Origin of the sequence: Microbacterium sp. CH-015 (assembly GCF_049707015.1) — a bacterium.
GTDB lineage: Bacteria > Actinomycetota > Actinomycetes > Actinomycetales > Microbacteriaceae > Microbacterium > Microbacterium aurum.
Genome location: NZ_JBNAFJ010000008.1, coordinates 1 through 20,278, shown reverse-complemented (window position 1 = coordinate 20,278; position 20,278 = coordinate 1). Strand labels below are relative to the sequence as shown.

Annotated in this window: 12 protein-coding genes; 11 read left to right on the top strand and 1 reads right to left on the bottom strand. The window is 68.4% G+C overall.

The features are described 5' to 3' along the window. Positions 1-200: 200 nt before the first annotated feature. Entirely contained in the window at positions 201-1,181 is a 981-nt protein-coding gene (locus ACPYN4_RS12080; protein ID WP_239281786.1) for an endonuclease domain-containing protein, read from the bottom strand. Between the two features lie 361 nt (positions 1,182-1,542). Here ACPYN4_RS12080 and rpsL point away from each other — a divergent pair, with 361 nt between their 5' ends. The 11 genes from rpsL (at position 1,543) to ACPYN4_RS12025 (ending at position 20,020) form a co-directional block, all read left to right on the top strand. After that, entirely contained in the window at positions 1,543-1,911 is a 369-nt protein-coding gene (rpsL, locus tag ACPYN4_RS12075; RefSeq protein WP_005050525.1) for a 30S ribosomal protein S12, read from the top strand. Positions 1,912-1,916: 5 nt separating this feature from the next. Further along, the gene (gene rpsG, locus ACPYN4_RS12070) at positions 1,917-2,387 is read left to right on the top strand and encodes a 30S ribosomal protein S7 (RefSeq protein ID WP_076691665.1); all 471 of its coding nucleotides are present in this window, start codon (positions 1,917-1,919) and stop codon (positions 2,385-2,387) included. 105 nt (positions 2,388-2,492) lie between these two features. Next, on the top strand, positions 2,493-4,607 hold the full coding sequence (fusA, locus tag ACPYN4_RS12065; RefSeq protein WP_315549216.1) for an elongation factor G: 2,115 nt from the start codon (positions 2,493-2,495) through the stop codon (positions 4,605-4,607). A 152-nt stretch (positions 4,608-4,759) separates the two neighbouring features. Continuing rightward, positions 4,760-5,953 (top strand): elongation factor Tu, encoded by a 1,194-nt coding sequence (tuf, locus tag ACPYN4_RS12060; RefSeq protein WP_424446510.1) that lies wholly within the window; start codon positions 4,760-4,762, stop codon positions 5,951-5,953. Between the two features lie 174 nt (positions 5,954-6,127). Continuing rightward, a complete protein-coding gene (locus ACPYN4_RS12055) occupies positions 6,128-15,496 on the top strand; it encodes a hypothetical protein (RefSeq protein WP_424446509.1) in 9,369 nt (3,122 codons plus the stop codon). 198 nt (positions 15,497-15,694) lie between these two features. After that, positions 15,695-16,282 carry an alternate-type signal peptide domain-containing protein gene (locus ACPYN4_RS12050; RefSeq protein ID WP_157127982.1) on the top strand — a complete coding sequence of 196 codons (588 nt, stop codon included), beginning with the start codon at positions 15,695-15,697 and terminating at the stop codon, positions 16,280-16,282. Between the two features lie 157 nt (positions 16,283-16,439). Further along, complete coding sequence (locus tag ACPYN4_RS12045; RefSeq protein WP_287271226.1) at positions 16,440-16,976, top strand: hypothetical protein; 537 nt, start codon at positions 16,440-16,442, stop codon at positions 16,974-16,976. A 1-nt stretch (position 16,977) separates the two neighbouring features. Further along, positions 16,978-18,342: an RICIN domain-containing protein gene (locus tag ACPYN4_RS12040; RefSeq protein ID WP_287271227.1), complete on the top strand. Its 1,365-nt coding sequence runs from the start codon at positions 16,978-16,980 to the stop codon at positions 18,340-18,342. 34 nt (positions 18,343-18,376) lie between these two features. Continuing rightward, positions 18,377-19,069, top strand: coding sequence for an LPXTG cell wall anchor domain-containing protein (locus ACPYN4_RS12035; RefSeq protein ID WP_287271229.1), 693 nt, complete (start codon positions 18,377-18,379; stop codon positions 19,067-19,069). Next, the gene (locus ACPYN4_RS12030) at positions 19,059-19,700 is read left to right on the top strand and encodes a signal peptidase I (protein ID WP_287271231.1); all 642 of its coding nucleotides are present in this window, start codon (positions 19,059-19,061) and stop codon (positions 19,698-19,700) included. The genes ACPYN4_RS12035 and ACPYN4_RS12030 overlap by 11 nt, the downstream gene beginning before the upstream one ends. Positions 19,701-19,804: 104 nt before the next feature. After that, positions 19,805-20,020 (top strand): Rv0909 family putative TA system antitoxin, encoded by a 216-nt coding sequence (locus ACPYN4_RS12025; RefSeq protein WP_076691657.1) that lies wholly within the window; start codon positions 19,805-19,807, stop codon positions 20,018-20,020. Positions 20,021-20,278: the final 258 nt, after the last annotated feature.

The window sequence follows — 20,278 nt, the reverse complement described above, 5'->3', positions numbered from 1 at the left end:
TGGCTGCATCCTCCTCAGGATTCCGCCACAACTGCCCACCCAACCCACCCGCAGGCACCCCGCACGACGCCCGGGTCCCTTGCCTTGTCACTCGTGGCTGTTTCCTCCCCGGGATCCCGCCACAACTGCCAACCCAACCCAACCCAACCCGTCCGACCCAACCCGCCCCACCCGACGGATGCCGGTGCTCGGCGCCTCCGTCAGCCCGCCCAGCCGCGACGCCGCAGTGCCGCGGCCACCTGCGACACGGCCCGCCCGCCGCGGACGCGCCGACCGGTGACGCGGATCACGTCCCAGCCCTCCGCCGCGAGGGCGGCGTACTTGTCGATATCGCGCTCCCACTGCTGATCGCTCGAGCGGTGGTGTCTGCCCTCGACCTCGACGATCACCCGGTACGCCCGGAACACGAGGTCGACGATCCCGATCAGCCGGCCGTCGGCCGCGCGCATTTCGACGTCCAGCTCGGGTTCCGGCAGCCCTGCCTCCACGGCGTCGACGCGGAAGTCGGTCTCCAGCGGCGACATGCTCCCCACGCGGATCAGCGCGAGCGCGGCGCGGAGCTTGCGACGCTCCTTGCGGCGAGGCGCCTCCGCCGCGGCGCGCAGCTGCGCGATCGTGGCGAGCTGGGCCTGTGGCTGCGGCATCCCGCCCGCGCCCCTCGGGATCCGGACGAGCGCGTCGCCCAGACGCACGAGGTCGCGGACGCTGAGCTCGCCGGCCAACCCCGCCCAGACTGACGCGGGACTGGCCACCGGCAGCGCTCCGATCGCGCCGACCGTCACGAGCCCCGGCGAGGTCTGCGTCGCCCGGATCCCGGCCACGCGGGGTGCGCGTGCCGGTGCGAACACGCCCACCTGCAGGGGCCCCGTGCCGTCATCGTCGTCGAACAGGCGGTCGAAGATCGCGACGGCGGTGCGGCCGGTGTAGAACACGTGCGGGCGGCGGATCACCTCGAACGCCTGCACGCGCGCCAGGACGGCCGCGCGCACGCGGCGGTCGCGGGCGAGCGGATCGGTGTCGACGGATGCCGGCGCGGTCGCGTTCCGCACGCGCACGCCCCGGTGCGGACGGGCGAGGTCCTTCGCGCGCAGCCGCGCGCGGGTGGCTCCGGTCGTGCGGGCGTCGGCCACGCCGAACGCCGCGCCGAGCTGCGCGGGAAGCGGTCGAGGTCGTCTGGGCATGGTGCTCAGGATGCCGCGGCCCGCCGCTCTGGTGCCGCTCGCGGCGGGATCTGTGGACAGTCGAGCCGGCCGCGGCGTCTGGGGAGAGAGCGATGGCGGTGTGCGTTTGCCCGGTTCGGTCATACGGCGTAGTATTGGGCGGGTGTGCGCTCTTGCGCGCCGTCTGCCGTGCCCGGCTCTGCAGACACAAGCGAGACGCACGTTCGGGACCGGCCTGCGAACAGGTCACCCCCACGGCATATCCACCACGAAACGCACGGCGCACCGCCGTGCCGGTGGATCTGTGGTGAAACCACCATCGCTGTCACCGTGCAGCACCTGCGCAGGGTTCCGGCCACGCGCAGCACGACAAGGAGAGAACGTGCCAACCATTCAGCAGTTGGTTCGCAAGGGTCGCACGCCGAAGGTCACCAAGACCAAGGCGCCCGCCCTGAAGGCGAACCCGCAGCAGGCGGGTGTCTGCACCCGCGTGTACACCACCACGCCCAAGAAGCCGAACTCGGCGATGCGCAAGGTCGCCCGTGTCAAGCTCCGCAACGGCACCGAGGTCACCGCCTACATCCCCGGCGAGGGCCACAACCTGCAGGAGCACTCGCTCGTGCTCGTCCGTGGAGGCCGTGTGAAGGACCTCCCCGGTGTCCGTTACAAGATCGTTCGCGGCGCCCTGGACACCCAGGCCGTCAAGAACCGCAAGCAGGCCCGTAGCCGCTACGGCGCCAAGAAGGGCTGACGCAGATGCCTCGCAAGGGACCCGCACCCCGCCGCCTCGTCGTCAACGACCCGGTCTACGGTGCTCCGATCGTCACCCAGCTGGTGAACAAGATCCTCGTCGACGGCAAGAAGTCGCTCGCCGAGTCGATCGTCTACGACGCCCTGAAGGGTGTCGAGGCCAAGAACGGCCAGGATGCCGTCGCGACGCTCAAGAAGGCGCTCGACAACGTCCGCCCCACCCTCGAGGTCAAGAGCCGCCGCGTCGGCGGCTCGACCTACCAGGTTCCCGTCGAGGTCAAGCCGCACCGCGCGAACACGCTGGCGCTGCGCTGGCTCGTCTCCTACGCGAAGGGCCGTCGTGAGAAGACGATGACCGAGCGTCTGCAGAACGAGATCCTCGACGCCTCGAACGGCCTCGGTGCCGCGGTCAAGCGCCGTGAGGACACCCACAAGATGGCCGAGTCGAACCGCGCCTTCGCGCACTACCGCTGGTAACCAGCACGTCAACGGATGCGGGGCCGTGATCCGGCCCCGCATCCGCCCCCTGATCTCGATACGCCCGCTGCGCGGGCTACTCGATCACCGAGAGGAAAAACCCCCGTGGCACAAGAAGTGCTCACCGACCTCAACAAGGTCCGCAACATCGGCATCATGGCGCACATCGATGCCGGCAAGACGACGACGACCGAGCGCATCCTGTTCTACACGGGCGTCAACCACAAGCTGGGCGAGACCCACGACGGCGCCTCGACGACCGACTGGATGGAGCAGGAGAAGGAGCGCGGCATCACGATCACGTCTGCCGCCGTGACCTGCTTCTGGAACAAGCACCAGATCAACATCATCGACACCCCCGGACACGTCGACTTCACCGTCGAGGTGGAGCGGTCGCTGCGCGTCCTCGACGGTGCCGTCGCCGTCTTCGACGGCAAGGAGGGCGTCGAGCCCCAGTCCGAGACGGTGTGGCGTCAGGCCGACAAGTACGACGTGCCCCGCATCTGCTTCGTCAACAAGATGGACAAGCTGGGCGCCGACTTCTACTTCACCGTCGACACGATCGTGAACCGCCTCGGCGCGAAGCCCCTCGTGCTGCAGCTGCCGATCGGTGCCGAGAACGACTTCGTGGGAGTCATCGACCTCGTCGAGATGCGCGCGCTGGTGTGGCCGGGCGACGCCAAGGGTGATGTCACCATGGGCGCCAAGTACGAGGTGCAGGAGATCCCCGCCGACCTCGCCGACCGCGCTGCCGAGTACCGCGAGAAGCTGCTCGAGACGGTCGCCGAGTCCGACGAGGCGCTGCTGGAGAAGTACTTCGGCGGCGAGGAGCTCACGCTCGCCGAGATCAAGGGCGCGATCCGCAAGCTCACCGTCGCCGGCGAGCTGTACCCCGTGCTGTGCGGCTCGGCGTTCAAGAACCGCGGCGTGCAGCCCATGCTCGACGCGGTCGTGGACTACCTGCCCTCGCCCCTGGACGTGCCCGCCATCGAGGCGCACGACCCCAAGGACGAAGAGAAGATCATCGAGCGTCACCCCGACGCCAACGACCCGTTCGCGGCCCTCGCGTTCAAGGTCGCGGTGCACCCGTTCTTCGGTCGCCTGACCTACATCCGCGTCTACTCGGGTCACCTCGACTCGGGCGCGCAGGTCATCAACTCGACCAAGGGCAAGAAGGAGCGCATCGGGAAGATCTTCCAGATGCACGCCAACAAGGAGAACCCGGTCGACTCGGTCACCGCGGGCAACATCTACGCCGTGATCGGCCTGAAGGACACCACCACCGGTGACACCCTGGCCGACCCGAACGAGCCCGTCGTCCTCGAGTCGATGACGTTCCCCGAGCCCGTCATCGAGGTCGCGATCGAGCCGAAGACCAAGGCCGACCAGGAGAAGCTGGGTCTGGCGATCCAGAAGCTCGCCGAAGAGGACCCGACCTTCCGCACCGAGCTCAACCCCGAGACCGGTCAGACGGTCATCAAGGGCATGGGCGAGCTGCACCTGGACATCCTCGTCGACCGCATGAAGCGCGAGTTCCGCGTCGAGGCGAACGTCGGAAAGCCCCAGGTGGCCTACCGCGAGACGATCAAGAAGGCCGTCGAGCGTCACGACTACACGCACAAGAAGCAGACCGGTGGTTCGGGTCAGTTCGCGAAGATCCAGTTCGCGATCGAGCCGCTCGAGCTCACGGCCGACAAGCCGTACGAGTTCGAGAACAAGGTCACCGGTGGCCGCATCCCGCGTGAGTACATCGAGCCGACCAACCAGGGCTTCCAGGACGCCATGAACGTCGGCGTGCTCGCCGGCTACCCCATGGTGGGTGTCAAGGCGATCCTCATCGACGGCGCGAGCCACGATGTCGACTCTTCGGAGATGGCGTTCAAGATCGCCGGCTCGATGGGCTTCAAGGAGGCCGTCCGCAAGGCCAACCCCACCATCCTCGAGCCACTCATGAGCGTCGAGGTGCGTACTCCCGAGGAGTACATGGGCGACGTCATCGGCGACCTGAACTCCCGTCGCGGCCAGATCCAGTCGATGGAGGACGCCGCCGGCGTCAAGGTCGTGCGTGCCCTGGTGCCGCTGTCCGAGATGTTCGGCTACATCGGCGACCTGCGCTCGAAGACCTCGGGCCGGGCCGTGTACTCGATGGAGTTCGACTCGTACGCCGAGGTCCCCAAGGCCGTCGCCGACGAGATCGTCCAGAAGAACAAGGGCGAGTGATTCGGCGGATGCCGGGGGCCGCGCCCCCGGCATCCGACACCGGCGCCCCGGTGACACACAACTTCATACGCATAAACTAGAAACATCCCCGTAGAGCACCGGTCGCAATCCAGCGCCCGGAACCTCTACACGAATGTCCTGAGGAGGACCCAGTGGCCAAGGCCAAGTTCGAGCGGACCAAGCCGCACGTCAACATCGGAACGATCGGTCACGTCGACCACGGCAAGACCACGCTCACCGCTGCCATCTCGAAGGTGCTCGCCGACAAGCACCCGTCGGCGACCAACGTGCAGCGTGACTTCGCGTCGATCGACTCGGCTCCCGAAGAGCGTCAGCGTGGTATCACGATCAACATCTCGCACGTCGAGTACGAGACCCCGAAGCGCCACTACGCGCACGTCGACGCGCCCGGTCACGCCGACTACATCAAGAACATGATCACCGGTGCCGCCCAGATGGACGGCGCGATCCTCGTGGTCGCCGCCACCGACGGCCCGATGGCTCAGACCCGTGAGCACGTCCTGCTCGCCAAGCAGGTCGGCGTGCCGTACCTGCTGGTCGCGCTGAACAAGAGCGACATGGTCGACGACGAGGAGATCCTGGAGCTCGTCGAGCTCGAGGTCCGTGAGCTGCTCAGCTCGCAGGACTTCGACGGCGACAACGCGCCGGTCGTCCGCGTCTCGGGCCTGAAGGCGCTCGAGGGCGACGAGAAGTGGGTCGAGTCGATCGTCGAGCTCATGAACGCCGTCGACGAGTCCATCCCGGACCCGGTGCGCGACAAGGACAAGCCGTTCCTCATGCCCATCGAGGACGTCTTCACCATCACCGGCCGTGGCACGGTCGTCACGGGTCGCGCCGAGCGTGGCACGCTGGCCATCAACTCCGAGGTCGAGATCGTCGGCATCCGCCCGACGCAGAAGACGATCGTCACGGGTATCGAGATGTTCCACAAGCAGCTCGACGAGGCCTGGGCCGGCGAGAACTGTGGTCTGCTCCTGCGCGGCACGAAGCGTGACGACGTCGAGCGCGGCCAGGTTGTCGTAAAGCCCGGTTCGGTCACCCCGCACACCGACTTCGAGGGCACGGCGTACATCCTGTCCAAGGAGGAGGGCGGCCGCCACAACCCGTTCTTCACGAACTACCGCCCGCAGTTCTACTTCCGCACCACCGACGTCACCGGCGTCATCACGCTGCCTGAGGGCACCGAGATGGTCATGCCCGGCGACACCACGGAGATGTCGGTCGAGCTCATCCAGCCGATCGCCATGGAAGAGGGCCTCGGCTTCGCGATCCGTGAGGGCGGCCGCACCGTCGGTGCCGGCACCGTCACGAAGATCCTGAAGTAATCCACTTCACCGGGACGCCCCCGTCAGCTTCGGCTGCCGGGGGCGTTCTGCGTCTTCGGGCCGTGATCTTTTCGTTATGTGACAGATGTAGCCTGAGCGGGCAGATGTCTTGAGGGGGATGACTGCGCGTTCCCGACGCGCGACACCGCCTCGTCGGGTGATGGGGTGTGGGTCTTGATCGGTTCGTCCAGCGTGCAGGCGAGGTTCCAGTCGTGCGCGATCGTCGTGGTGATGGCGCTGTTGCTCTCTCTCGGCATCGGCGCACCCGCCACAGCCGCCGTACCGGTCACCGACACGCCGCTGCGCGGCGTCCAGGTCACCGCGACGGGCGGCGACGTACTCGCGGGTGGGACTCGGACCATCTCCGTCTCCGGGAGCAATCCCGATGGCGTGGACCTGTTCAACGCGCTGGTCGTCGTGCTGCTGCCGGTCGGCGTCACCTACGCCGCGGGAAGCGTGCAGCCGGCAGGGATCGGTGCTCCCGACATTCAGTCATGGGTGCCGGATGCCGCAGACATCGACCCCGGCACGGGTCTGCCCCGCACCGCCCAGGTTCTGGTGTGGTCGAACATCGCCGACCTCCCCGTCGGGTCGGAGTTCTCGGCGTCGTTCGGGGTCACCGCCGACCCTGATCGGTACCCCGCCGGTTCGACGTTCGAGGTCGGTGCGGGCCTGTATGCGAACAGCGACGAACGTGTCGTCCCCGACGTCACCGTGCCGAGTTCGGGCGCGCCCGAGATCACGGGCGCGACCGAGGGCGGTTCGTCCGAGGCGACCGTCACGGTCGTGCCGATCACGATCACCAAGAACGAGACCGCGAATGCCGAGGCCGAGGTCTACCGTGGCCCGGCGAACCCCGCGACGTTCGAGCTGAGGGTGACGGCGGCCCCTGACGGCGCAACGACCGGAGCGGTCGTCGTCGATTACGTGCCGGCGCAGTTCACGGTCACCGAATGCACGGGAGATTTCCCCTGTACGCGCAGGATGGTCGAGGTCGACGGCGAGGTGTTCACCGAGATCACATGGAACCTCGGCACCATCGATGCGAACGAGACGAACGTCCTCCGCTACAGCGCCTACGTCGGCGAGCGCGAGATCACGATGCCGTCGGGCCAGCAGACCGGTGCCGACACCCGCCCGGGCGCAGAAGGGTACGAGGTCGAGAACACCGCGACCCTGACCGGCACCTACACGGGTGACGTCGCCGCCGGGACGGACACGGAGATCTCGGTGTCCGACACGGCGACGGTGCGCGTGATCGACCTCGGCATCGTCAAGTCCACCGACGGGTCGGGCTTCGTCGGCGGCCAGACCAAGCAGTACACCCTCGCGGTCCGCTCGAGCCAGTTCGTCAGTTCGTCAGGCATCACGGTCACTGACACTCTGCCCAACGGCATGTGTCCCGTACTTCCTGCAGGCGTCGCCAAGACGGGGAGCCCTTGGCCGGACGAGTGCGCGGCTGCGGGCGCGGGCAACGGCACCGTGACGGGCGCCACGATGACCTCCGTGGATTTCGACGCCTCGGGCGTGTTCACCGTCGTGTTCGCGGTCGACGACCTCGCGGCCGATCAGGACGTGACCATCGGCTACACGGTGTACATGCGCACGAACTACCAGAACGGGACCCCGACGGCTGCCGGCGACGACTTCGCGAACAGTGTCGTGGTCACGGGGACGACGACAGACGGCTCCGGCGCAACCTCCGACGCGTCCAACGGTTCGTCGGCCGATATCGGCACCGGTGCCCCGACGCTGTCGAAGACCATCTGGCCGAACCTGACCCGCACCCCCATCACCGGCGTCACGGGCGTCGGCACGACGTGCCAATCCGGCGACGGCGCGTACGTGTCGCCGACGATCGCTCCACCGGCCTATCAGCTCGGCGACCTCGTGTGCTTCCGGCTCGACATGACCTTTCCACAGGGCGTGTCCACTCGGTCGGTGAACGTCAGCGACTATCTGCCGTCGGGCATGTCGATCGTGGATTGGGCGGCGACGAGCGCGAACTCGACGACGATCACCCCCGTCGGCACCGTCACTGGCGTCGCCAGCGCGCGTTGGGTGCTCGGTGAGCCCGACGCGAGCAACGTGCTGTTCGTCGAGCCCGGCGCGACCGGATCGTTCTACCTGCTTGCACGCGTGAACACCGTGCCGGCGACGGCGCCGCGCGTCGCCGGCAACCTCGCCAAGATGCGCTACACCGGCCCGGATGATCGCGTCATCAACCTGCGCGATCAGGCCGACCTCAAGCTCTCGCCGCCGCCGCCGCTCGGTCTCGACAAGAAGGTCGACGGCGCGGAGTCGCTCAGTCCGGTGCAGGAAGGCCAGCTGCTCACCTTCACGATCGACGTCTCGCACAACGGATCCCTCGCGAACTCCACTGCCGATCCGATCGATGAGATCGAGGTGTGGGATGTCCTGCCCGCCGGTTTCGACTGCGACGACATCGATAGCGCGACTCCCGCGATCAACCCGATCGCGGACTGCTTCCAGCAGGCGAACGGCCAGACGCGGGTGACGTGGATCCTGCGGCCAGCGACGCCGCTCATCGGGGGTCAGACGGCGACGATCACCTACGCGCTCACCGTGCCGAGCCCGCTGTCGATCTCGTCGTCGCACACCAACACCGCCGCCGTCACCCGGTACACGCCGATCACGACCGACGGCATCACCCCGAGCGTCGACCGTCCGACGTTCTATCCGGCCAACCCCGTCGGCGCGTACCCGGACAAGACGAAGAACGCCCCGCAGGCCGCCGACACGGCGACGATCAGCCTCGCCGGTGCGAGTGTCGCCAAGTCGGTGACGTCGACGAGCGTGACCGAGTCGAACAACTCGGCGCTCACCCAGGCGACGATCGGTGAGACCGTCGTGTGGCAGTACACGGCGACGATCCCTGCCCGCACCAGCATCTTCAACGGCATCCTCGCCGACGGGCTGCCCGTCGGCGGGCGGCTGACCGCTGTCGACGGAGCGGTGGTCGCCACCGGCCCCTCCGGTGCCGTCATCGCGGACGGCTGCACGCAGGATCCCACGCAGTTCCGCCTCTGCAACGTCGCCACCGACCCGCAGTTCGGCAGCCTCATCTTCCCGACGACGTGGACGAACAGCACGGAGTCGTCGCAGACCTTCACCGTCGAGATGACGACACGCGTCGCCGATGTGGCGGGGAACACCCATAACTCGACCATCAGCAACACCGCCGCGCTCACGAGCACTCCGACCACCACGAACGCGAACCCCGTGTCCCGCGGCACGGCGGCCGCGCAGGTCACCGTCGTCGTCCCGAATGTGGCGATGACGAAGGGGGCATCCACTACCGCGTCGACCGGGCCGTGGACGACGAGCGACACCCTCACCGCGACCGGCGGTCAGACCGTCTATTACCGCCTGGAGGCCACGAACACCACCGTGAACGGGCTGGCCGTCGCCCCGCTCCATGACACGCTCGTCGTGGACTGCATCGACGCGCGGCTGAGCGACTTCACCAACTTCACCGCGTCCGCCGTGGCGACCGTCAGCGCCCCCGTAGCCGGTGACGGGATCAACGGCTGCGCCATCGGTCGCACGAAGTACGTCTGGACGCTCACCGCCGATCTCGCCACGACGGCGCAGATCGTCTACAGCGCGACGGTGCCCACGCCGATCGCGGCGGGTACGACGTTCCGCAACGACGCGGCGCTCACCGGTTCGACGCTGGCGGGCGCGGTGCCCGGGGAGCGCACGCTCACGGCGACCGCGAACCGCACGGTGACGGCCGCGCCGCCGACGATCGTCAAGCAGCGTCTCCTGCCGACAGGCACGGCAGTACCCGGCGAGAACGTCACCTGGCGTCTGACGCTCACGATCCCTCAGGACGTCACTCTCCTCGACGCGCAGATCCGCGACACGCTGCCGGCCGAACTCGGTACGGCCGACGCCGCCAGCTTCGTCCTCAGCTGCGGCACCGGTTGGGATGTGTGTCCGACTGGCACCCGCGTCTCGTCCGGCAATGCCCAGATCCTTGCGGTCGGCATCGGCGACGTCGCTGCGTCTGCCCAGGTGCGGACCTTGATCCTGGAGGTGACCTCGCCCGTCTCGACATCGATTGCGGCGACCGCAGTAGGGCCATACACGAATTCGGGACAGGCCACGTGGCGCACTGTCGCGGGGGGCACGACCCTCACGTCGAACACGAGCACGGCGACTGTGGGCGTCCGGCATCCGCTCGTTACCACGGCGAAGTCGGTGAGCAACCCGACGGTCGCGAAGAGCCAAGGCGAGATCTTCACCTACACCGTCTCCGCGAGCGCAGTGCAGAACGCCACGCCGAACGGCAAGCCCGCCTTCAACGTGACGGTCGTCGACAGGGTTCCCGTAGGGGTGATTCCCGTCGTCAGTGCGACCGACAGCACAGCCCTCGCGAATGGTGCGACGGTTGCCGGCGGCGGCGTCTGGGACTCGACGGCCCGCACCATCACGTGGATGATCGCGACGCTGACGCCGGGTGACCCGGCCATGAGCTTCAGCTACCCCGCGAAGCTCGACCTCGCGTCGACCCTCTCCGGGGCGGCACTGGTGAACACCGCGACGCCCACCTCCTGGGACTCGCTCGCCGGCGGGGGCAAGAGATACACCTCGACGACGGGCGCCACGGCATCCGTCACGCCCGCCTTCCCGAAGATCGACACCGCCAAGCAACTGCTGTCGACCAACCCCGTGTACATCGGCGACGAGGTGTCGTACTCGTTCACGATGACCAACAGCGGCACCGCGCGCGCGGTCTCGCTGCAGGCGATCGACACGCTGCCCGCGGGCTGGACGTATGTCGCGGGCTCAGCGCAGCTCGGAGGGGTCGCGCTCGCCGACCCGGCCATCTCGGGTCAGCAGCTGACCTGGTCGAACCTCGGCCCGCTCGCGCCGGCTGCGGCGCTCACGATCACCTACCGCGCGATCGCGGGTTCGTCGGTGTCCGTCGGCAGTGGTGTCGCGCACACGAACACCGTCCGGGCCGCGCAGGTCACGGATGCCACGGGCGGCACGTCGTACAACAGCGGCAACGGGTCGTACATCGGGACGAGCGGCACCGCGACCGCGCGCATCGACCAGGCTGACCTGCAGATCACGAAGACCGCCGGCACCTTCACGGCCGGCGGCACGGGCTCGTTCCCGATGGTCGTGCGCAACAACGGCGGCGATACCGCGGTCGGCGTGGCGCTGCACGACGTGCTGACGCTGCCGACCGGTGTCACGGTCACGACCGTGAACGCCGGCACCGATGGCACGTGCACCGTGGCCTCCGGGGTGCTCGACTGCACGCGTGCGTCGCTGAACTCGGGCGCGACGTGGACGGTCACTCTCAACCTGGCCATCGCGGCAGACGTCGTCTCGGGCACCGAGGTTCCCAACACCGCGACCGTCTCGGCGCGCACGGCGGATCGCACCCCGGGCAACAACTCGTCGACGGCCACCGGCACGGTGGTCACCTCCGCCGATCTCGAGGTCGTCAAGCGCGTCGTCGCCCCCGCCGCCGGGGCCGTCGTCGCCGGCACGCCCATCGAGTGGTCGATCACGCTGACCAACAAGGGGCCGTCGCTCTCACGCGGCAGCGCCAACTCCCCGATCGTCCTGACCGACACGGTCCCTGCTGCGGTATCGGGCCTGTCGTTGACAGGCACAGTACCGCCGGGGTGCACGTTGACCGGTCAGGCGGTCCGCTGCGAGATCACCCACGACATGACGGTCGGCGAGGCGATCACCCTGACCGTCGCCGGCACCGTGAACTCCGATGTCGCCGCGGGGACCGGCGTCATCGTGAACACGGCAAGCGTCACCCCGGTCACGACCGACCCCGTCGCGGGCAACAACTCCTCGACGACCCGCACCGACGTCGCCGTTCAGGAGAGCCTCACGATCGTCAAGACGATCACCGACCCGGCTCCGCCGGCCGAGGTCGTGCCGGGTGAGACTCTGACCTACACGCTGCAGGTCAGCAACGGCGGTCCGTCGGTCGCACGCGGCGTCTACATCGTCGACACGCTGCCGGCCGACATCGACTTCGACGAGCTCGTGAGCGGGACCGGATGGACGGCGACGCCGGGAGCCGGCGGCACGGTCCGCTTCGACTACTCCGGCGTCCTCGCCGCGGGCGCGGATGCTCCGCTGATCATCTACACGGCGACGCTCGACCCCGCCTTCATTGGCCTCGCCGATGACCTGACGAACACGGCATCCGTGTCGTCCGCGTGGAAGGCGGACCAGGACGACAGCGATGCGACGCCGGGCACCCCCAACCCCGAGGCGGACCTCGAACTCACGAAGACCGTGGCTCCCTCGAGCGGCGCGAGCGCGGTCATCGCGGGCGAGACGGCCGTCTACACCTTCACGGTCGCGAACAACGGGCCGTCGGATGCCGGAACCGTCACCGTTCGCGACACGCTGCCCGTCGGTCTGACGGCCTCCGGACCGCTGCCCGACGGCTGCACGATCGACGGGCGTCTGCTCACGTGCGTGCTCGACGCTGGACTCGATGAGGACGACGCGCCCTGGACGTTCCAGGTCGCCGTGCGGGTAGACGCATCGTTCACCGGCGCCACCCTGACGAACGCGGCCGCGGTCACGTCGGTCACCGACGACATCAACCCCGACAACAACACCGACACCGCGACGCTCAACGTCATCCAGCGCGCGAAGCTTGCCGTCGCGAAGGTGCCTTCGGCCGCGACCGTCACCGCGGGTGAGAACGTCACCTGGACGATCACGGTCGCGAACAGCGGCCCGTCCGACGCGCAGAACGTCACACTGTCCGACGTCGTGCCGGGTGACCTCATCGTCGTCTCGGCGACGTCGGCGGATGCCGGCGTGACCTGCAGCGGCACGGCGACGGTGTCCTGCACGATCGGCACCCTCGCCGCCGGCGCCAGCGTGCAGATCGCACTGGTCACGACGGTGCGTTCCTCCATCGTGAATGGATCGACCATCCCGAACTCGGCGACCGCGAACTCGTCGACGCCCGACGTCGTCACGGGCGAACCCGCCACCGCGACCGGCGGCGGTCAGATCGGCGTCATCGCGAACGCGGCGCTGACGATCGTCAAGGCGACGACGACTCCCGTCGTCTCGGCCGGTGCCACGGCATCGTTCACGGTGCTCGTCGGCAATGACGGCCCCTCCGACGCCGCGGCACCCGTCACGATCACCGACACCCTCCCCGCAGGGCTGACCTACGTGTCGTCGTCGACTGTCGAGGGCCCGGCGGTATGGGCCTGTGACGACTCTGGGCAGGACGTCGTGTGCGTGCTGCAGAACGCGGATGGCGACGCCGTATCCCTCGCGGCCGGCGCGAAGGCGCCGCTCCTGCAGATCGTCGCCGCGATCGACCCGGCTCTCGCCGCTGGAACGGTCACGAACACGGCGACCGTGACGTCGCCCAGCGACTCGACACCCCCGACCGACACCGCCGACGTCGACGTTCAGACGTTCGCCGACCTCGGCATCCTCAAGCAGAACGTCGGTACGCCGACGGCCGGTGAGGAGTTCTCGTGGACGATCACCGTCACCAACCACGGTCCGAGCGACTCGGTGGCGACGGCGGACGAGCCCATCACCGTCACCGACAAGTTGCCCGCCGGCACGACCTACGTGTCGGCGACGGGAGCAGGCGTCAGCTGCGACGAGGATGCCGGGGTCGTGACGTGCGAGATCACGAGCACGATGAAGCCTGGCGACGCGGTCGCCGTGACGCTCACGGTCGCGGTCGATGAAGCTGTCAGCGGCACGCTCACGAACACCGCATCCGTCGCCCCGGGCGTGACCGATGAGCCCCAAGGCGCGATCTGGCCGAACGAGTTCACTGTCGTGACGCCCACCGTGATCGAGGTGGCCGACCTGGCGATCGAGAAGTCCGTCGTGACCGCCGACGCCGACATCGTCGCGGGTCAGCCGATTTCGTGGGAGCTCACGGTCACGAACCTGGGTCCGTCGAACTCGGATGCCGATGCGGGCACTCCGATCGTCGTCACCGACGCGCTGCCTTCGGGGGTGCTCGCGGATGCGGCAACCGGCCCCAGCGACGACTGGAGCTGCACGATCGCCGGCGACCGGAAGACCGTGACGTGCGAGCTCTCGGCCGATCTCGCGACGAACGACCCGCAGACGATCTCGGTCACCGGCACGATCGACCCGAGCGTGCAGGGGAGAGTCGCCAACACCGCAGCGGTGGCGCCTGGGCTCACAGCCCAGCCCGATACCGAAGAGGCCGCTGCCAATGACAGGGCGACGGCGTCGGCGGACGTGACCGAGTCGGCCGATCTGGTGCTGTCCAAGGCGATCTCCGAGACGATCGAGGCGGGCGCGACGGGCGAGTACACCCTGACCGTGACGAACCTCGGTCCGTCGGCGGCGCGCGGCATCACTCTCGTCGACACGCTGCCGACGGGGCTCTCCTTCGACAGCGCGTCGGGAGACGGCTGGGCGTGCGCGCCCGATACCGGCGATCCGGCTCAGGTCGAGTGCGCCTATGCGGGCATCCTGACGCCCGCCCAGACGCTGTCGTTGAGGATCTCCATCGCGGTCGACGAGGCGTTGCAGGGCGAGGTCGTCAACACGGCGACGGTCGCAGCAACGACCCCCGACCCCGACCTCGAGAACAACACCGCTTCGGTGCCCGGCACGGTCGCCGAGATGGTCGACCTGTCGATCGTCAAGACGCCCGTCGGCGACCCCATCGTCGGCGAGACCTTCTCCTATGAGCTGACCGTGGCCAACGCGGGACCGGCGACGGCGCGGGGTCTGCTCGTCGACGACCTGGTGCCCGGCGAACTCGAGATCGTCTCCGTGAGCGCTGAGGGGTGGAGCTGCGCAACGGATGCCGAGACGGGCGCGATCGCGTGCACGCTGGCCGAACTGGCGCAGGGCGCGACCGCTCCGGTCATCACGATCGAGGTGCGGGTGCTGCCCGCCGCCTATCCCGAGGTGTCCAACACCGCGACGGTGTCGTCGACGACGCCCGAAGACGAGTCGACGCTCGGTGACAACACCTCGACGGCGATCGTCCCGGTGCCGCCGCTGAGCACGTTGACGATCACGAAGGAGCTGACCGACGAGCTGGTGACCGGGTCGCAGGCGCACTACTCGATCACGGTGACCAACAGTGGGCCTACCGCGGATCCCGGACCGGTATCGGTCACCGACACGATGCCGCAGGGGATCGCCGCGCGCAGCGCGACTCTCAGCGGTGCCGCGGGCTCGTGCGCGATCGCCGCCGCGACCGTCACGTGCACGATCGACGCGCTGGCGGTCGATCAGACCGCGGTGGTGACACTGACCGTAGACGTTGCGGCGAACGCGCGCGGCGAGATCGTCAACACGGCGCGCGCGTCTTCGCCCGCTTCCGGCGCCGCCGTCGAAGACGCCGCCGCGGGCATCGTACGTGTTGTCGAACTGCCCAGCACGGGCGGGACGCTCGGTCTGTTCCTGCCCTTCGGCGTCGGCCTTCTGGGCCTCGGTCTACTCGCCCTGTGGTGGGCGCGCCGTCGGCGCACTGAGGGGACAATCTCCGGCTGAGCACAATAAACCGACGACATCCTCAAGCCGTGATCAGGATTCCCTGAAGTCCCTCGTTTCGCCCAACTCATCATGAGATTCTTCTCATCAACGGGTGATCCTGCGGCCCCCCATGGTCCGTCATGCAGTAGACGCCCATCGATCTCGCGTCACTGCGCCCAACGGCGATGACCGAAAGGGGAATCCACTGTGAACAAGATGACCAAGGGAACCATCGCGGCCGGCGCGGCGCTGATGCTGCTGCTCGGCACGGGCGGAACGCTGGCCTACTGGAACGACAACGCCAGCCTCGCCGGCCAGACCATCACCGCCGGCCAGCTGCGGGTCGTCCAGAACGGCACTGCGACCTGGCAGATCCAGCACCAGTCGGGCACGGTTGAGGCTGTCGCCAACATCGGCAACGCACGGATCGTGCCCGGTGACAAGCTCATCTACACGGGTGCATACAACGTCACCGCTGAGGGCCAGAACCTCGCGTTCAAGGTCGACCTCGCCGCCGGAGCCATCACCGGCTCGACCACTGCGGCCGCCGACGTCGCACTGGCCGGTCGTCTGGCCGCTGCGGCCACCTTCTCGGTCAACGGCGGCGCCGCCACGGCGCCCGGCACCTCGGTGACCGTCCCGAAGACCGGCGGCAACGCCGTCACCACGACACCCGTCACGATTACGGCCACGATCACGTGGCCCTTCGGCGACGCGACGAGCCCCGCCGCGGACAACCTCGCCAAGCAGGGCAAGGTGAACCTCTCGGCCTTCGCGCTGACGGTCACCCAGGTCGCGGGCTGATCCCAGGAACTGCGGGTCCGACCCGAATCCGGGCCCGCAGTTCCTGTGCACGAACCCTTGAGGTTTGCACAGGCTGCCATCGATGTGTCGTCACGGGGGGGGAGTGAGAATGCAGAGCGCGCGTCAAGATGACGACTCATCGTCGTCGCGGAGCGTCGTGAAGCGACTTCGCTCGCTGGTCGGCACACTGGCTGCGGCGACCGCAGCTGTGGTCCTCGGGGTATCCGGCGCCGGCGTCACTCACGCCTACCTCAATGCGACCGCTGGACCGGCTGCGTCGACGATCACCGCCGGAACGGCGGCGATCCAGATCAATGGAAGCGCGACCGCGACGTTGTCGCCGACAGCGCTCAGCCCGGCTGCCCCGGCGGTGTGGGCCTTCACCGTGACCAACGCGGGCGATGCCCCGATGAGCCTTGCGGCTGCGATCAGCGCGCCCGGCGGCCCCGCGTACGCCGCCTCCGCCAAGGCACTGCTGACCGCGGTACCGAACGCCGCGGCCTGCACCGCGGCGGTGGCGGGGACGCCGTCCGTCCTCAACGGGTACTCGGCACCGGCGCTCGGCGCGCTGCCGGTGGGCGCCTCGCAGTGGTATTGCCTCGTCGTGAGCCTGCCGAATCCCATGCCGGCCGCGGGCAGCGGTTCTTCGCACTCCTTCACCATGACCGTCAACGCGACCCAGACTCCGAGCTGACATGACCGCCTCCACCGAAACGCGACCGCGGCCCCGCCGTCGATTCGCGCTGATCGCCGGAATCGCCGCGTTCTTGGTCGCTGCCGGATCGACCTCGGCATGGGCGTATTGGACCGCGCAGGCGACGGCATCCGGCACGCTCACCACGAGCGCGGTCAGCGTGTCGCAGGCGAGTTTCAACACGCCCGCATCCACCACCTACCTGCCGAGCAGCCTCACCGCAACGCGAGTCTTCACGATCACCAACGGCAGCACGATCAGCGGAACCGCGACGGCAGCCATCGTGTCGCCTGAGGCCTACGCGAGCAAACTCGGCGTGCAGATCTGGCAGGTCGCGTCGGCGGCCGCGTGCACCGCCGCGACGACCGTGCCGACGTCGGGCGTGACGACCGGCACATGGGCCTCGATCACTCCGACGGTGACACTCGCGGCGAGCGCCACCGGCTATCTCTGTGCACGCACGACCATCGCCGACTGGAAGACCACCACGGACCCCGCCGGGGGACAGTCGGTGAACCCCGTACTCAGCGTCAGTCTGTCCGCACAGGGCTGGACGGCCACCGCGCCCACCGCGACCCACGTGCAGCGCACCGCCGGGATGTACCCTCTCGCGAGCAGCTTCTTCGACCCCTCGCTGTCGTCCACATGGTTCACGATCCGCAACGCCTCGAGCACCGGCTACTGCCTCGACGTGAACGGATCGGGGGGCAGCGGCACGACCGTCCTCACGTGGGGCTGCCATTCCGACGCCAACCAGCGCTGGCAGTTCACCCCGGTCTCCGGCGCCGACCAGTCGTTCGTGACGATCCGCCCGCGCCACGCATCCGCGACGCGACTGCAGACCTCTTCGGCCGGAGCCCTCACGATTCAGACCGCCACCGGCGGCGCAGACCAGCAGTGGTACGTCCAGCAGGTGTCGGCGAGCCGGTATCAGCTCGTGTCGGCCCTCAACGGGCTGTGTGTGGCGCTTGGTACGTCGAACAGCGGACAGATCTCGACGGTGACCTGCGACACCGCATCGGCGCAGCTGTCGTTCCAGCGTGAGAGCCTGACATTCTCGTCATCGGGCAGCATGGCGACGGTCACGTGGGGCACCGGGGCCGGCGTCGCGATGACCATCGTCCGCCAGTCCGGAGCCGACTGGGTGAGCGTGGATCAGATCGCCGCGGGAGATACTGCGGAGTCGTTCACCGCGACGCCGAACAACGCAACGTCGACGTACCGCATCGTCGTCGGCACGTACACCGTCGGAAGCACGGTGCCGGCCGCGGTCGATGTCGCGTTCGGTCCGTTTGCGATCAAGAACGTCACCACCGGTGTCTTCTTTCCCACGACCACATTGACGGCGGTGTCCGGCTTTGGGTGAGCACACACGGATTAATCGCACCCGCCGCGGGCTCGTGCTGAGCGCACTGGCCGCAACTCTCGTGCTCGTCGCGGTGCCGATCCCCGCGGCGGCGGCCGACGACGGTCTGCTGGTATCGCACGACGGCGTCACTTATGTCGCCGACAGCACCCTGCCCATCTATCCCGAAGCGTGGCGCTGGGTCCCGGGCGACGAGCAGACGTCTGCGGTGTGGGTGCGCAACGCAGGCACCACGGACGGTCTCCTCCGGATCGATCTGATCGCCCCCGATGCGGACGACGTGCGCTTCGCGCAGAGCGTCGCGATCGCCGCCGGGGCACCTGGGGGTGGGGGCGAAGACGTCCTGTTCGCGGATGCCATGGGCAACGGCGACTGCACCGTGCTGAGCACCGGGCTCGTCCTGGCACCCGGCGAGTCGCGCCGCATCGATGTCACGACAGCAGTGTCGTCGGCGCTGTCGGGAGATGAGGCGGCGCAGGCACGGCTGTCGTTCGCGCTGCGGGCGTCGCTCACGGACGCCGCCGCGGGATCCGCCGCCGCCGTCGGAAGCGTCTGCACCGTCATCCCAGACGAGATACCCTCATCGACCGGTTCGCTTCCCCATACCGGCGGCGCCGTACCGTGGACGATCATCGCGCTGGGCGCAGCAGGTGTGACGGTGGGGGGTAGCGTGTTCCTGCTGGGGCGTCGTCGCCGGCAGGAGGAGGAAATGGCGGATGAGCGATGAGGCGCCGACCGCTCCCGACCATCGCGATGATGCTGAGGCTCCGCTAGCGCCCGAGAGCGACACTCGGCCAGTACGCCCGCGGGATCGTCCCCGCCGGGGTGGCGTCCTGAAACTCGTCCTCACCTCGGTCGCGGCGGCGCTTCTCGCCGTGATCGTGGGGATCGGCATCCTCGTGATCGTCGTTCCGGCCGTTACGGGCTCGACCGCTCTCACCGTGCTCACCTCGTCCATGTCGCCTGCACTGCCCGCGGGCACGATGGTCGTCGTCCGCCCGACCGATCCCGCTGATATCGAGCCGGGCATGGTCATGACGTATCAGTTGCACAGCGGGGAGCCGGACCTCGTCACTCACCGTGTCACGCAGCGGCTCACGAGCACCGAGGGCGAGTTCCTCTTCATCACGCAAGGCGACGCGAACGACAACCCCGATCCCGATCCGGTTCGAGAGGTGCAGGTGCGCGGCACGGTATGGTACGCGATCCCCTACCTGGGCTGGGTCGCGACGGCCGTCACGGGCGACCAGAGACAAGTGGTCATCACTGTCGTGGTGATCGTCTTGCTCGGCTACGCGGCGTGGGCCTTCGGCTCCTCGCTCCGTGACCGCGTCCGCAAGCGGCAACGGACCGAGTGACCCCAGGCGTGTCCATCATGAGACTGGACGCGCGCGCCGGGCGCGAGCCATGATGACGGGCAGGACCGCAGCCGCGATCTGTGGACACGAGGAAGGCAGTACGCATGGGGATCGACGACATCGTCAACCAGGGCAAAGAGTTTCTGGAGCAGAACAAGGACAAGATCAGTGAGGCGTTGAGCTCGGACAAGGCGGAAGAGGTCAGCGACGGCGCGCTCGACGCCGCGGCGGACTTCGTCAAGAAGGTCGCGCCCGACTCGGTCGACCAGCACGTCGACGGCGTGCGCGACTCGATCGACAAGTCGATCGGCACCGAGTAGCAGCAGGGTCAAAGACGGACCGGATGCCAGGGCATCCGGTCCGTCGCCATTGTGGTGGACGCAAGATGCGTCAAGGCTTCCTCAAGGTTGGGTCAACCAGCAAAAGACCCCATTCCCCTGGATGAGAATCTCTTCATCTAGGGGGCGCGTCCGCTTGCCCTCCGGAATTCCCGTCGCTGCTCCCGTTACTTTCTTCGTGGCCGCTCGGTGAGCATGCTGGGTGGTGACGGCCTGCCGGGCCCGGCATGATTGCTGCCC